Origin of the sequence: Cellvibrio mixtus subsp. mixtus J3-8, from assembly GCF_000766945.1 — a bacterium.
Lineage (GTDB): Bacteria > Pseudomonadota > Gammaproteobacteria > Pseudomonadales > Cellvibrionaceae > Cellvibrio > Cellvibrio mixtus_A.
The window spans coordinates 20,896-37,160 of the sequence record NZ_ALBT01000058.1 but is presented as its reverse complement, the minus strand read 5'-3'; the positions used below and the strand labels follow the sequence as shown (position 1 = coordinate 37,160).

Annotated in this window: 10 protein-coding genes; 3 read left to right on the top strand and 7 right to left on the bottom strand. The window is 48.0% G+C overall.

Going from position 1 to position 16,265, the window contains the following annotated elements; all coding sequences use genetic code 11:
* The first annotated feature begins 234 nt into the window (after positions 1 to 234).
* Both A596_RS03040 and A596_RS03035 read left to right on the top strand, forming a co-directional pair.
* Positions 235 to 2,664 (top strand): glucan 1,4-alpha-glucosidase, encoded by a 2,430-nt coding sequence (locus A596_RS03040; RefSeq protein WP_039912603.1) that lies wholly within the window; start codon positions 235 to 237, stop codon positions 2,662 to 2,664.
* Between the two features lie 163 nt (positions 2,665 to 2,827).
* Entirely contained in the window at positions 2,828 to 4,264 is a 1,437-nt protein-coding gene (locus A596_RS03035) for an MFS transporter (RefSeq protein WP_039912602.1), read from the top strand.
* Positions 4,265 to 4,313: 49 nt separating this feature from the next.
* Here the strand turns inward: A596_RS03035 and A596_RS03030 are convergent, their stop codons facing one another.
* The 7 genes from A596_RS03030 to A596_RS03000 form a co-directional block, all read right to left on the bottom strand.
* A complete protein-coding gene (locus A596_RS03030) occupies positions 4,314 to 5,348 on the bottom strand; it encodes a LacI family DNA-binding transcriptional regulator (RefSeq protein WP_039912601.1) in 1,035 nt (344 codons plus the stop codon).
* 107 nt (positions 5,349 to 5,455) lie between these two features.
* The gene (locus tag A596_RS03025) at positions 5,456 to 6,364 is read right to left on the bottom strand and encodes a S1 family peptidase (protein ID WP_039912600.1); all 909 of its coding nucleotides are present in this window, start codon (positions 6,362 to 6,364) and stop codon (positions 5,456 to 5,458) included.
* Positions 6,365 to 6,600: 236 nt separating this feature from the next.
* Complete coding sequence (locus A596_RS03020; protein WP_039912599.1) at positions 6,601 to 7,791, bottom strand: ABC transporter permease; 1,191 nt, start codon at positions 7,789 to 7,791, stop codon at positions 6,601 to 6,603.
* A 2-nt stretch (positions 7,792 to 7,793) separates the two neighbouring features.
* Entirely contained in the window at positions 7,794 to 8,951 is a 1,158-nt protein-coding gene (locus A596_RS03015; protein WP_039912598.1) for an ABC transporter permease, read from the bottom strand.
* Between the two features lie 2 nt (positions 8,952 to 8,953).
* On the bottom strand, positions 8,954 to 9,679 hold the full coding sequence (locus tag A596_RS03010) for an ABC transporter ATP-binding protein (RefSeq protein WP_039912597.1): 726 nt from the start codon (positions 9,677 to 9,679) through the stop codon (positions 8,954 to 8,956).
* 272 nt (positions 9,680 to 9,951) lie between these two features.
* The gene (locus tag A596_RS03005) at positions 9,952 to 11,172 is read right to left on the bottom strand and encodes an efflux RND transporter periplasmic adaptor subunit (RefSeq protein WP_039912596.1); all 1,221 of its coding nucleotides are present in this window, start codon (positions 11,170 to 11,172) and stop codon (positions 9,952 to 9,954) included.
* A gap of 253 nt (positions 11,173 to 11,425) precedes the next feature.
* Positions 11,426 to 12,358, bottom strand: coding sequence for a substrate-binding periplasmic protein (locus tag A596_RS03000; protein ID WP_160280067.1), 933 nt, complete (start codon positions 12,356 to 12,358; stop codon positions 11,426 to 11,428).
* Between the two features lie 272 nt (positions 12,359 to 12,630).
* On the opposite strand from A596_RS03000, the gene A596_RS02995 reads away from it, so the two are divergent.
* A complete protein-coding gene (locus tag A596_RS02995; protein ID WP_039912595.1) occupies positions 12,631 to 16,263 on the top strand; it encodes a PAS domain S-box protein in 3,633 nt (1,210 codons plus the stop codon).
* The last annotated feature ends 2 nt before the right edge of the window (positions 16,264 to 16,265 follow it).

Sequence of the window (16,265 nt, the reverse complement as noted above, 5' to 3'; positions counted from 1 at the left end):
CGTATTCATAAGCCACGCACTTTTCACCGCGTGCAAATTTTTTGAACTAGGCTTGTTTGCATACGTATGCAATGTGAATACGTATGCACGCACTTGAGTTGAGTCTAGCCAAGGCCTATGGTGGCGAAATAGTCATTTCTGCTATGACGGGACGAGCTTATAGCCAAACGAAAAATGCTAAAAGTGAATACCCGGACAAAAAAATCAAATAACAGTTTTTACATGAGGTCTGGTATGAAAAAAAATCTTCTGGCATTAACGCTGGGCAGCGCGGTTTTATCCGGCGCCTGTTTATTAGTGGCATGCTCCGACAAATCAACCAGCCCCCAACAACCAGCAACAGCACCAGGCGCACCCGGCAAAAGATCACTCTGGTCTTATTCTGGCAAAACCGGTATCGGCACTTCTTTCGAACAATATTCCAATGGTACCTATAGCGATGCAGGCGCAACCGGCACAGTTTCCAAAGTATGGTTTTCAATTGCACAAGGCATATTGACAGAAACCATGTACGGCTTGATTCATGAAGCACAATTGCAAGAGCTGCAATTTTTTATTAAGGGAAATGACTCGCTCGGCGAAAAATGGCTTGATGAGGAAAAGAAAGATACAGTTTCAACGATTGAATACCTGAATACTGATCCACAAGGCCGCCCGACATCGCTTGCCTACAAAATTGTGAATAAGGATAAAGAAGGAAAATATGAAATTGAAAAACATATTTTTACCGATCCTGATTCGCAAGCATTAATGATGCGGGTGAAATTCCGTGCACTGGAAGACGGTATTACTCCTTATATTTTCGTAAATCCCTCCATTGCCAATACCGGCAGCAACGACAGTGCGACCTACGCCAATAACACCTGGACCGCCAGTGAAGGCAACGTCAGCATGAGTTTAAAAACCAATGCGCCCGTTGCACAAAGCACGGTTGGTTTTGAAGGCGTTTCCGATGGTATTACGGAAATAAAACAAACAGGTTCGCTGACAAAAACCTACGCATCTACTGGCAACGATAAAGGCAATGTCGCATTTACCTTGCAATTAAATTCATTGAAGAAAGATGAAAATGCACAATGGGATTTAGTGTTGGGCTTTGGCAAATCGCCCGCAGAAAGCCAGGCTGCCGCCGAGCAAACCCTGGCAAAAGGTTACGACAAAGTACTCGCGCATTATAACGGTGACGGTGATGCCATTGGCTGGCAGGATTTTCTCGCAAGTTTACCCGCACTGGAAAAATTGTCTGCAACAGCAACAGATGGCGGCAAATTACTTTACACCAGCGCCATGGTTTTAAAAGCGCAGGAAGATAAAACCCATGCCGGTGCATTTATCGCATCGCTTTCAAATCCCTGGGGCGATATCAAACCGGCAGAAAAATCCGCAACAGGTTACAAAGCGGTATGGCCGCGCGATTTTTATCAAGTTGCCATGGCAATGCTTGCCCTTGGCGATACAGAATCACCACGCGTCGCCTTTGAATATCTGGAAAAAGTACAAGCGGGTCCGAATGTAAAAGGCTATACCGGAACACCCGGTTGGTTTTTACAAAAAACCCACGTCGATGGCGAAGTGGAATGGGTTGGTGTGCAACTGGATCAAACTGCGATGCCGATTATGCTCGGCTGGCGCTTGTGGAAGGAAGGCGTATTGAGCGATGCGGATATCGGCAACTGGTACAACAAAATGCTCAAACCCGCCGCAAACTTTTTAGTAGATGGCGGACCGGTAAAAATTTTATGGAATGACACCACGATCAAACCACCCTATACCCAGCAAGAACGCTGGGAAGAGCAACCGGGTTATTCGCCATCGACAACCGCCGCAGTAATTGCAGGATTGGTTTCAGCAGCCGATATAGCCACGCAAGCGGGTGATGCAGAAAATGCAAAGCGTTATCTTGCCGCAGCGGATAGCTATTCAAAAAATCTCGACGCATTGTTGTTTACCACCAAAGGTTCACTTACAGGTGAATTGGGCAACGGTAAATATTTTTTACGCATGAACACTCAACAAAATCCCAATGAGATTGCACCGCTGGAAGAGCGTAACGGCCAGGTAATTCCGGATCAATCGCAAGTGATTGATGGTGGTTTTCTGGAATTGGTGCGTTACGGTGTGCGCGCGGCAACGGATAACAATATCCAGGAAACACTGCCTGAATACGACAATCAAAAATTACCGGATTTGTTGCGCGTTAAATATGAATTTACCTTCCCCGGTGTTGACGGGACTTTCCCTGGCTGGCGCCGTTACGGTATTGACGGTTATGGTGAAGATACCGTCACCGGTGCCGGTTACGCTGCGGTAAATGACACCAGCACCAAAGAGCAACGCGGTCGTGTATGGCCATTCTTTACAGGCGAACGCGGCCATTATGAATTGCAATTGGCTAAAGCGAATAAAAATCTGGACACTGAAAAATTGCGCAACACTTATGTGAAAGCAATGGAACTCTTTGCCAACGAGGGCATGATGTTACCGGAACAAGTGTGGGATGGCGTGGGCAATAATTCCGTCTATAACTTTACCCTTGGCGAAGGCACTAACTCGGCAACACCACTGGCGTGGACCCATGCGGAATATGTGAAATTATTACGCAGCCTGAGCGATGAAAAAGTGTGGGATAGAAACGCAAGTACAGAAGCGCGCTACGTAAAATAAGTACGTCAACGCACTAACATTATCACCGACCCCGTTTTCAAACGTTGATTGAAAACGGGTTTTGGTTTTTAAAGAATGCGTAAAATTAAATCGCAATTTATATCAATCAACGCATAACAATTTATCAACAACAACGTATTAATAACAACAAAGGCGATACACGATGAAACAACCATCACTCCCCTTCTGGCAAGTCTGGAATGTCAGTTTCGGTTTCCTGGGAGTCCAACTCGGATTTGCATTGCAGAATGCAAACGTTAGCCGTGTGCTCTCCGATCTCGGCGCCGACCTGCATTCACTTTCATTATTCTGGCTCGCCGCACCCATTATGGGTTTATTGGTACAACCGATTGTGGGAGCAGCATCTGATCGCACCTGGAATCGCGTTGGCCGGCGCCGGCCATTTATTTTAGGTGGCGCAATTGCTGCCGCATTGGGAATGTTATTAATGCCCAATGCGCCGCTCTTTGTATCGCTAATGGCACCAATGTTATTCGGTGGTTTGATGCTGGCGTTAATGGACGGTGCGTTCAACGTCACCATGCAACCGTTTCGCGCATTGGTGGCCGATATGGTACCGAATGAGCAACGCACCCTCGGTTATTCAATCCAGGCGCTGCTAATTAATATCGGCGCAGTGATTGGCTCTATATTGCCATTCCTGCTCACCAACGTTATTGGCCTGGATAATACCGCTGCAAAAGGTGAAGTTGCACCCACCGTCACCTGGGCGTTTTATATTGGCGCAAGCGCATTGCTCGGCGCAGTGCTCTGGACCGTGATTCGTACCAAAGAATATCCACCGGAAGAATACAATCGCTACAAAGGTTTAACCGCTACAGCACCCGTTGAAAAAAAATCGCTCGCTGTTCGTTTGGGAAATTTCTGGCAATTATTTATTAATATGCCCAAGACCATGCGCCAGCTGGCGGTAGTGCAATTCTTTTCATGGTTTTCGCTCTTTATTATGTGGGTCTACACCACCCCGGCAATTACGCAATATATCTGGGGCATAGAAGCCAAATGGTTTGATGCCGATTATTTGCATTCACTCGCGGTAATTCCGCCGGAAATTGCAGCGGCCAAAGGCGCCGCGGGCGATTGGGTAGGAATTATTTTTGCTGCCTATTCATTATTCGCCGCATTATTTTCCATTGTGCTAACACGCATCGCCAATAAGCTCGGGCGCAAACTGACTTATTCGCTCTCACTGTTGGCAGGCGGTCTCGGCTATATCAGCTTTTTATTTTTTCAAAACACCGAAATTGTGCATGTATATTTATTGATTACCGAAGTGGATATCCCGCAAGGTGCGCTCGATTTAATTATCCCGATGATTGGTGTTGGCATTGCCTGGGCCGCTATTCTCGCGATGCCCTATGCAATTCTCTCAAGCACGTTACCAGCGGATAAAACTGGCGTGTACATGGGCATTTTTAATTTCACTATCGCCGCCCCACAAATTATTTCCGGTTTGGTTGCCGGTCAAATTTTAAAATATGCTTTCAATAACGAAGCGATTTACATCATCGTGCTGGCAGGTGTTTGTATGATACTTGGGGCTATTTCGGTGATGTTTGTGAGGGATTCGGAAGATTAATCCCTCCCTTGGCTACGCTCCCCGTTTCAAAGGGGAGGCCGGGAGGGGATTACCGCTTCACCGCCCCACAAGACCCCCGTACCATTAATTTCGCCGGCAGCAACATCGATTCCGGTTTTTCACCTGCAACCAGTTTTAATAAATTCTCTACCAGTAATTCGCCGGCAAGCAACGTATCCTGCTGCACAGTGGAAAGCGGTGGATGGGTGTAGGAGGCCATTGGAATATCATCAAAGCCCATCACCGCGACTTCTTGTGGTACGCGCAATTCTGCTTCTTCCAGCGCTTTCATAGCGCCGATAGCAATTAAATCACTCGCGCCAAAAATTGCATCAAAGGGAGTGCGTCGCTGCAACAATTTCAGCGTCGCTTTGTAACCTTCTTCTTCGGACGTTTCGGCAGCAACTTGTAGCAACAGATTGGGTTCTATCCCTGCTTCTTGCAACGCTTTACAGAAGCCGTGATAGCGATCCGCAAATTCGGGACTGTGCTCGGAAACATCGCCGAGAAATGCAATATTTTTTCGGCCCAGCGCCAATAAATGTTTTGCGGCCATGTAGGCGCTATTGAAATTATCGCAACCGATGGAAACGCCTGGCTGGCCTTCAAGTACCGGGCCCCAGGTAATAAAGTGCGCACCGACTTCAGTGAGATAGGTGAGTTTTTTTACGAAGCTTTCGTAATCGCCATATCCCAAAAAAATAATGCCGTCAGCGCGATTGGCATCTTCATAATCCGCATGCCAGTCTTCGCTGAATTGCTGGAAGGAAATTAATAAATCAAACCCGCGATTGGCGGTTGCACGCGTAATGCTGCCAAGCATCGAGAGAAAAAACGGGTTGATCAGGGAATTGCCTGTGCCTTGATCCTCGCACAATAACAGCGCAATAGTTTTGGTTTGCTGGGAGCGCAGGCTGCTCGCGTTTTTATCCACCTTGTAATTCAATTCGCGGGCGATTTGCTGCACTTTAAGGCGGGTTTCTTCATTCACTAACGGGCTATTGCGCAGCGCGCGCGATACGGTGGATTGGGACACGCCGGCGCGATAGGCAATATCAAAGGATGTGGGTTTATCGTCTTTCACTTGCTGACCCTCGCTGTAACAGTATTTTTTGTTGTAATTGTTGTTTTGTAATAGGATGTGATACTACATGACCCCCTTTGTCAGGTACAGCGAGGAAATAAACAGCGTTATGCCTTCAAATGGCGACGAGCAGCCAACCCCAGTAACCCTGCAAGCATCAACACCAGGGTCGAGGGTTCGGGAATATTGGCTTTCATTTTGGAATCAATCCAGTCAATAAAACTGCTAACCCGGGTAGAACCATAGGCATCTCCATAACCCCATATACCATCCTCATTAAAATCCCCACCAAATGAGTGGACACCCGCTAAATAGACTTGCCCGTCCTCTTCAATAAAAACACCGCCCCCGGAATCACCCGGCGCCGCCATTATTTCCAGGACCGTCGCGAGGTCATCAAAACTGAATTCAGGATAATCAAACAAGTTAAAGGATGGGTCGGTTGGATGATCGAAATCAGCCCAGATTATTTGGTCGCCATTGCCCTCAAGGGACCAGAGGTCATCAACGATATTGGTGCCGCCACGACGTTCATAATCCGACGTCAGCGGTCCTGTAAGACCATCACCGGTTCGGCCAAAGCCAACGCTGGCAATTGCGCTAAACCACTCACTGCCGCCGCGATACAATTGTGCCGGAGCCACATCGAAATCGGATTCAAAACGCATCAAGCCAATATCCCAACCGGCAACTAATCCAGTCTCCGAAAAATTTTCATGTGCAACCCAGGATTTGGCTTCATAAAAGCGCCAGCTGTCGCCATCGGGCAAATAAAATGACATCGCCGTAGCATCATCCACGCAGTGGCCAGCGGTTAATACCCAATTTTTATGGATTACCGTACCGCTGCAGGTGTAAGAGGCCTCTGCGGTATCAAATGCGATTAAACCTACACCGCTAAATGCTGCTTCATTGCCGAACCCGGTATACCAGGAGTCTGGTGTATCGTGGCGAATCAAACCTGCCGATGCCGGTAAAGCCAATGCAGCGATTAAAAACCCTGACATAAATTTCATAACATACTCCTTATTACTGAATTGATTATCCGTAGATCCTGATTCTTCCATGAGTGCGTCGAATCATCCTACCTGAGAAATATAACCAAGCTATTTTCGCCTGGATAGAAACATTCTGCTCATCGCATTATTTTTTATGGCCATTAAACAGTCATCTACCGATTAAAAACTTTGGGTGCCAAAAAATAAAAAACCGCTGCATTGCAGCGGTTTTTTTATAACAGAAAATCGATCAGTCAGACTTCACGTAGCGCTGTCGCCACCGGCAAGCGTGCTGCACGGATAGCAGGAAAAAATCCGCCAATAAAACCGATCACAGTCGCAAAAATGACACCTTGCACTAATAAATCCGGTGTCACTGCGAAATCAAAAACGACCTGGCTAAAACTGGCAAAGTTCAGTGTCGATACGGTGTAACCATTAAAAATGAAATACACAATAACCGAGCCAATTATTCCGCCAATAATAGCTAACACCAACGACTCCACCAGCGTAGAAATAGCAACCGGGGTTGCACCAAAACCCAATGCACGCAAGGTTGCAATTTCACGGGTGCGATTGGCTACCGACGTGTACATGGTATTAACCGCACCAAAAATTGCGCCGAGCGCCATCAATATCGCTAATGGATAACCAATGACTTTAATAAATTTGCTCAGAGGCTCGGATTGCTGAGAGAGATAATCCGTTTCGCGCTTCACATCCAGATTTAATTTTGGATCTGCCGCAACAGCCGCTTTAAATGCGTCCAGGCCGTTTTTATCATCGAGTTTCACGCGCGTAATTTGATAACTGTTGCCACGGCGATAGGCATTTTGCAAAATTTTTGCATCGCACCAGATTTCTGATTCTGCCAAACCACCACCCGCTTCAAACACCCCCACAACATTCCATTCTGTTTGACCGAGTTTTATGGTGGAGCCCACATTCAAATTCGCAAACTGGGTTTTCGCTCCACGGCCAACAATCAATTCATTTTTTCCCGGCTCAAAATTTCTGCCTTCGATTATGTTGAATTGTTTGCGCACCGAAAATGCCAACGGCTCAACACCCCGCAAGGGCGCATTCGCGCTGGCGTCTTTGTTGCGCATGGGGATATCGACAATCACAAATAATTCCGGCGAGCTCTGTGGTACGCCATCTTTTTTTGCAATGCCCGGCAGATTTGCAATGAGCTGGGTTTGATCATAACCGAGGCCGCTATTCATTTCAGTAGTGGCACCGGCACGCATCAACATCAACACATCATCGGAACCGGCATTCACCATAGTGCGCTGGAAACCGCTCGCCATAGAGAGCACACCAATAAATACGCCCACCACGCACGCCACACCAAATACCGCGACGGAAGATGTTCCCACACGCTGCGGCAAATTGCGCAAATTCATAACAGTAATGATGACGATTTGAGTAATTCCATTAAACATAATTAGCGTCTCCGTAATGCAGCGACAATGTTTAACTGCAACCCTTGCAGCGCTGGAATAATGCCGGTGAGCACACCGAATAAAAACATCAGCCCCACACCAAACAGCATCATGGTGGTGGATAAATGCAGTCCCGGTAATGTAGACGCCATGGATGCCGCCGCGCCGCCCAGAATTATTTTGGCGAGGAACAAACCGGCAAGCCCACCGATCAGCGAAATAACAATGGCTTCAACCAATACCAGTAACATCACCGCCACATCAGAAAATCCGAGGGTTTTGAGAATCGCCAATTCAGGAATACGTTCGCGAAAGGATTGCGCCATGGTATTACCCGCAACCAATAACATGGTGAAAAATACAGCGCCTAAAATTAATGTGGTGATCAATCCTATATCGCCAAATTGTTTGGCAAACGATTTGGCAAACTCTTTTTCACTGCTGGTTTTTGTTTCTGCCGGAGAATTGGCAAACATCGCGTCAACGGCGGCAGCAACCTGTGCCGCTTGCTTGGGATCTTTAACGCGAATAATTAACCAGCCCAACGTCCCTTTGGCATATTGGCGCGCCTCATCAAAATAATCGTAATGGATCAACATGGTATTTACGTCGGCACTTTTGCTTTTGGTTTCGTAAACACCTTCGATTACAAATTCCCAGGTTGTGCTGCCATTTTCTTGCGGGAACAATCCAATCAATGGAATGCGATCACCAATTTTCCATTTGAAGCGATCAATCAATCCTTTACCCACAACAACACCAACGCGATTTTTTTTCCAGGCTTGCAGCTGTTCTTCCGGCAAGCTGATCATGTCCTTATAGATTTCAAAATACTCATCGGCGATGACCGGGAATTGCGGGAACTGGTTTTTTGCATCCTGATAATAACCGCCAAACCAATTCGCCGAAGTGGCTTTATCTACACCCTCAATGCCTTGCACTTTGCCGAGATATGCCTCCGGTAGCGGCTGGATCAATGAAATTTTATTGATGCTGATAAGGCGATCTTCGCCCGCGATTTCTGCGCCCTGATCAAACGCTGCCGCTAAACTGCGCAACAATCCAAATAACAAAAACGCAATCATGATCGACAGCAACGTCAAAATTGTGCGCGCTTTTTTACGCCCCAGATTGCTTAATAAAAATTGCAGGTAATACATGATTAGTGACCTCCGGCATTGCCATTAGTCACTAACGAGCCTTTGTCCATATGCAATATATGGCGTGCATGGTCTGCCGCACGCGGGTCATGGGTTACCATGATGATGGTTTTTTTCTGCTGCTGGTTTAACGTTTGCAGCAGCGACAAAATTTCATCGGCGGTGGCGCGGTCCAGGTCACCCGTGGGTTCGTCACACAGCAGCAAATCCGGGTCACTCACTAACGCCCGCGCAATCGCTACACGCTGTTCCTGACCACCAGATAATTCGCTTGGATAATGTTTGGCGCGATTGGAAAGCCCCACCAATTCCAATGCAGCGGCAACATGATGTTTGCGCTGCTTGCTACTGAGGTTTGTCAGTAACAGCGGCAACTCCACATTTTTTTCAGCGGTAAGCACCGGCATCAAATTATAAAATTGAAAAATAAAACCGACATGGCGGGCGCGCCATTTGGTAAGTTGTGATGAGGACATTTTATCCAGGCGCTGGCCACCAATAATCAATTCACCGGAAGTAGGTGAATCCAATCCACCCAATAAATTTAATAAGGTCGTTTTTCCCGAACCCGAAGGCCCCATCAGCGCGAGGAAATCACCGCGATGGATATCCAGATCCAGCTCAGAAAGCACTTTGACTTGCTCTTTACCCTTTTTATAGGCTTTGCTGACACCTTTGAGTTGTACGAGTAATTCGTCGTTGACGACTTGGGATTCGAGCGCAGTCATAGATCCTCCAGGAAGTTAGACCAGCATGGACATTGGGAACGTACGGAATTGAAAACATAAAACATTGAAAAAAAGAAACGTTTTTATTCAACAAACAGAAACATCAAACTGTAAGACGAAAGATTTTTTATTCTTATCCAACCCCCTGCCAACGGGTGGCTGGGGGTTTCAATATTGACTGCGATACAATTTCTAATGCGTTAACTTTTTCAGCAACGCGCTGCTAATTTTTACACTTCAAACAATTAAGGCACGATTTTTTTTGCAATAACTTACTGCTCAATTCTGGCGCCGTCTTTTAATTCCGGCGTAATTTCCACCACAAAATCTTCACCTGGACGCAAACCGCTACCGATATAAATATCATTGCCATAACTGGCTTTGATGGTGACTTTGCGCAATTCCGCTACACCGTCTTTTACTACAAAAATAAATTTATCTTCGCCTTCATTGCGCACTGCGCTGATCGGCACGCGCACACCTAAGGGCTCTTTGGGTTTTTCTTCCGCAACCGGCTCAGCATTCAGGAAAGCAACTTTCACCCCCATGTCCGGCAAGATGCGTGGATCGCTAACCTGGAAGCCAATGCGCACTTTTACTGTAGCCTTCTGGCGATCTGCCGCGGGAATAATGGCTATTACTTTCGCGGGGATTTTCCAATCCGGATAAGCTTCCAACACCGCCTGTACAAATTGCTCGTCGCGTACGCGCTGGATGTAGGATTCATTCACATCCACTTCAATTTCCAGCGATGACATATCCACCAGCGTACAAATACCGGTGCGGGTAAAGCCGCCGCCTGCAGAAATCGGGGAAATCATTTCACCCGGCTGGGAATCCTTGCTGATAACCACACCAGTGAAGGGCGCGCGCAAGGTCAGGTCATCCAGGTTTTGTTGCTGTAATGCGAGACGTTTTTGGCTGACCTCGACATCCGCATTACGCGATTCCAATTGCGCGCGCAGGGATTCGAAATCCGCACGCGCTTTATCCAGCGCAGCCGCACTCACCAACTGCTGGCGCGCCAATTCAGTATTGCGCTCCAGGGTTAATTTCGCTTCGGTTAAACGCGCCTGGGTTTCTGTCACCAGGGTTTTGGCAGAGCGAAGTTCAGCCCGACTTAGCGCCACCGATTTCGCGGTATTGGAATCATCCAGGCGCGCAACAACCTGGTCTTTTTCAACGCGCTGGCCTTCTTCAACGAAAATTTCGGCCACACGGCCCGTCACCTTGGACGATACCGTGGAAATGCGACGCGCCACGACATAACCAGTGGCATCCAGCACAGTGGCGGATGATGAATCCGGCACGGCCATGCGCGCCATTTCAATCTGGACCTTTACCGGGTCCGGCTCGTACAGAAAACTGATGCCGAAGGCTATCGCCAGAATCGCAATACCACCACCGATCCAGAGGTGCGTTTTGCTTTCGCCCGCATAAGGCTGGTCGCGATCAATACGGAGTTGCGATAAAAGTTCGTCTTTATTAGTCACAGTGCACTTGCCCTTGTCTTGTGGTTTTTATCTGGAACTTTGGTCCAGGCGTGCGCATTATCACGCAAGTCCGGAGCGCGAGCCTAGCAGTTTCACAGCGGGAGAGACACTAATTTAAGGGCATTTTGCTGCTGCGGTATCGTCCCGGCCTATTGATCCTTATCCTGCAACGAAAGACAGGATAAAGACCTATAGGCACCAGGTAAAACCACGATTGTCATTCGGTTCGCATGACAATTATCAGGAAGGTTTACTAGATGGCCGGTTTAAAGCCCGCCATTTCTTTTGGCAGTATGGGATTTTCAAGGGTGATACGTGTACGCTCGGCCAGATGCAATTGGCCGAGCAGATCGCCGTAGAAACGGTTAAATATTTTATCCAACTCACCGTTCGCACCAATGGTTTGCAGGCCATGGGTTATACGATCCGCCAACGCCGGTTGCTGCGGATTCACATAAAACACCAATGGAAACGGGTAATACACCAGCAGCGAGGGTTCGATGATCAACTTGCCGGATTTCGCCGCACGCCCGGTAAATACGCTGGTCACTTCATTTGCGCCAAAGGTTACATAATCAAATTCGTTAGCTTCCAAACGCTGGAATAAATCATCAAAGCTACCCTTTTCAACTACCGGATAACCGTTGTGACGAAACAATCCGGCATCGGCCCAGGTATCGGGAATTCCCATGCGCAACTTTTTCAAATCAGCAGCCGATTTAATCGCGGCAAACTTTGCGGCGTCAGCGTTGCGGATAATCAAAATCCGGTAGCCCAAAATACCTTTCATCAACGGCAGGGGAATCAGGATTTTTTGTTCGCGGGCTAATTTTTGATTGCCCGCTACAGTGCCAAAAATATCGAAGCCCTTGCTGCGAAATACACTGGCCTCATCTTCGGCGAGCGGATAATCCTCGCGGCTCTCCACGATGGTGTATGGGCCTTTTGTGGCTTCGGTTGCGCCCAGCGTCGCATCGAGGATTTCTCGCTCGTATTGCTGGCGCGACGCGGTTTTATTGCCATTCCAGAATTTAATTGTTGTTGCCGGTTTTAATTCGGTAGAGGCAGGTTTATCCGCAGCGAAGGACATTGCGGTAAAGGTTATCGATGCAGCACAACAGCTAGCGAGGAACAATGCCTGCTGTATAACTTTTCTGCACGAATGAAAAAAAACTGTCGATGACATGAACGGACCTCTCATAGTAATTGTAATTTTATTGTCGTTATTTAACGCATTGCCCGCTGCCGGCAGCGCATCATAATCAATCATCCCCAGCCTTACACCCACGGTCACAATTAATCACGCCCGTCAACAACAGCAAACGCTTTACGAAGTTTAGCCGTTAACAAATGCAATACTGCAAAAAATCGGCTCTATACTATAAATCCCTACTTACCGCGATGTGCATTCGCCTGCCTGAACGGTACGGATACCGCAGACACCACACGACTCGATCCATGCTAAATATCTTTATCGACAACGATACTCCCGCGCTATTACTCCATGGCAGCCACAATCCGTGGCTGGTGTTTGTTTCCATTGCCGTCGCTATTATTTCCTCGATGATGGGACTGCAAATTGCCGGTATGGCCGGCTCGGCCAAAGGTCGCCTGTTGCATCAGGTAGCGCTGGTTTCCGGCTCACTCGCACTGGGTGGCGGCATCTGGTCGATGCATTTTATCGGCATGCTGGCGTTTGAACTGGGCACCCATGTGCACTACAACCCCACAATTACCGTACTATCCATGGCACCCTCGGTGTTTGCATCCTGGGTCACATTGCAGATGCTGTCTAATGAACATATCACCCGCCGCCAATTGGTTATTGGTGGTGTGCTGGTGGGATCGGGCATCGGCACCATGCATTACAGCGGCATGGCCGCTATGCATATGGACGCGATTTTGCGCTACGACCTCGCCTGGTTTATTACCTCCATTGTCGTTGCCGTTGTGCTGGCGATGCTCGCGCTCTGGATTCGTTTTGGTTTGCGCAATCGCGCCCGCTTCAGTTCGACACAAGCCACGCTGCTCGCCGGTGTCATCATGGGCCTGGCGATTGCGGGTATGCACTACACCGGTATGGCCGCCGCACGCTTTATCGGCACACCGGACAATGATTTCACCACTGACAGCAACCGCAACTTTCTCGCGATTACCATCGGTGTAACCACTGTTGCGATTAGTTTGCTGGTGCTCGCCGGCAATCTCATCCTGCGCTATCGCCAGCTATATGCGCAGATGCAGGAAAGCGAATCGCGATTGCGCGCGATTGTGGATACCGCAGTAGATGGCATCATCACTATCGATGGTAATGGCAGCATCATCGCCATGAACCATGCGGCAGAAAAATTATTCGGTTGGACCATCGGTGAACTGAAAGGCAAAAACATTAACCAGTTAATGCCTGAGCCTTACCACTCCGAACATGATCAATATTTAACAAATTATCACACCACCCACCAGGCAAAAATTATTGGCGTGGGCCGTGAAGTCACAGCGCTGCGTAAAGACGGCAAACATGTTCCCGTACGCCTGGCGGTGGGCAAAGCAGAAATTCCCGGGCAAAAATTATTTGTCGGCTTTGTAAGCGACTTGACCGAACGCATTGCGATGGAACGCGAATTGTCATCACGCGAACAGCAATACCGAACGTTGATTGACAACATTCCCGGCGTTGCATTTCGCTCGCAGGCCAATCCGCCCTGGGCCGTGATTTTTATCAGCGATGCTATAAGCGCGCTCAGCGGTTGGGAAACCGAAAAATTTTTTTCCGGTGAAATTAACCTGGGCGATATTGTCCATCCGGACGATGTAGACAGGGTTGCCCGCGAGCTTGAACCCGCCCTCGAAAATAAAAAATCCTATGTTGTTGAATACCGGGTTATCTGCCGTGATAAAACTGAACGCTGGGTTTCAGAAAGCGCCAGTGGTGTTTACGATGAGCACGGCAATCTGAACTGGATTGATGGAGTAATTATCGACATCACCGAATCCAAATTGCGCACGGCCGAATTTGAAGGCGTGGTGCATGCTATTAGCCACGCGATGGCTGTGGCCGAATTTGATATGGATGGCAACATCATCAATGCCAATGAAAATTTCCTGGCGCTCACCGGTTATGAATTAAAAGAATTGTTTGGCCAGCATCACAGCATGTTGTGTTTGCCCGAAGAACTTGACAGCGCCGAAGACGGCAGCTTTTGGGATAGCTTGCGCGAGGGAAATTTTCAAAGCGGCGAATTTTTGCGGTTGGGGAAAAATGGCAAAAGAATCTGGATTCAAGCGGCCTACAACCCCATTTTCGATGCGGATGGCAAGCCGTGGAAGGTGGTTAAGCTAGTTACGGATTTATCCGAGCGCAAAACCATGGAAACCGATTTAATGATCGCCAAGGATCGCGCTGAAAAAGCGTCGTCGGCAAAAGGCATGTTCCTCGCCAATATGAGCCACGAAATTCGCACCCCCATGAATGCAATTATTGGTTTTACTGAAGTACTTATTAATTCGCCACTGCAACCGGAACAACTAAAACATTTGCAAACAGTGCGTCGTTCGGCGGGCTCATTATTGAGTTTACTAAACGACATTCTGGATACCGCAAAACTAGAACGCGGCGCGCTGGAATTAGACCTTGAAGTGTTCTCGCTGAAAGAATTGTGCAATCAAATTTTACAGGAATTGCATATTCAGGCAGATAAAAAATCGCTCGCATTAATTTTCGATTTTTTACCGGGCACCCGCGATCATGTACTTGGTGATCCATTACGCCTGCGCCAGGTGTTAATTAATTTAGTAGGCAATGCTGTTAAATTTACCGAACAAGGTGATGTCACCTTGCGCGTTGCGGAAGATGGGCCGAATGTTGTTTTCAAAGTCATTGATACCGGCATCGGAATTGCAGAAGATCGCATCCAGCATATCTTTACACCCTTCACCCAGGCAGATGCCTCTATGGCGCGTCGCTTTGGAGGAACCGGCTTGGGCACCACCATCGCAAGGCAACTCACGGAACTGATGGGCGGCACCATCAACGCGACCAGCGTGCCCGGCAAAGGCAGTTGCTTTGAAGTCTCACTACCACTACCCGCTGCAAACGCAGAAAAAAAAGTCGCACCCACACAAAAAATTTCATTACCGATTTTAAATATATTGATCGCCGACGATGTGCCGCAAAATATTGAAGTGCTGCAATTAATGCTCACGCGCGAAGGCCATCGCACGGTGACAGCCAGCAACGGACTGGAAGCGTGCCAACGATTCCAGCAACAAGCATTTGATATTGTTTTGATGGATATCCAGATGCCTGAAGTAGACGGACTGCAAGCCTGCAAAATGATCCGCCAGTGGGAACTTGCACACGCCAAACTACCAACACCCATTATTGCACTCACAGCCAGTGTACTTGAGCAGGACCGCAAAGATGCTAAAGCCGCAGGTATGAACGGCTTTGCTTCCAAGCCAATTAATTTAATCGAGCTGCATAATGAAATCGGGCGTTGCCTCGGCTTGGGCGCCGCTATTGAAACGCACCCGTCAACATCGACCAATATCCCGATCATTATTGATTGGGACAATGCCCTGCAGCGCTGGGGTGACCATGTTGTATTAGTGAAAGCCATCAAACAATTCTGCACGGATAACAAATATTTTCTATCGCTTGCCAATAATGCAGACCACCAGAATGTAAAACAGGAAGCCCATCGGATCAAAGGCGCCGCAGCAAACCTCGGCTTATTATTTCTCGCCAGTGTTGCAAACCGTATTGAAATAGAAGAGCCCATGTCACCGAATGCATTTAGCGATATCGCAACAGCATTCTCACAAATTGACACTGAAATTAATGCGCATCCAAACAACACACAACATTCTGCCGCGCAGTTGATTGGCAACGTAGAAGTGAAATTACTGGAACAATTAGCGCAGGCTTACCAACACGGCACCTTTGACGATGACAGTTATCGCCAACTCGCAAAAATAATTCCACGCGCGATGTTAGCGCCACTGGATGAAGCTCTGGAGCAATTTGATTTTGACGCGGCTGCCGCCGTGCTACGCAAGTGGATTGAAACTGCAAACTGGGTTGCGAGGTAACT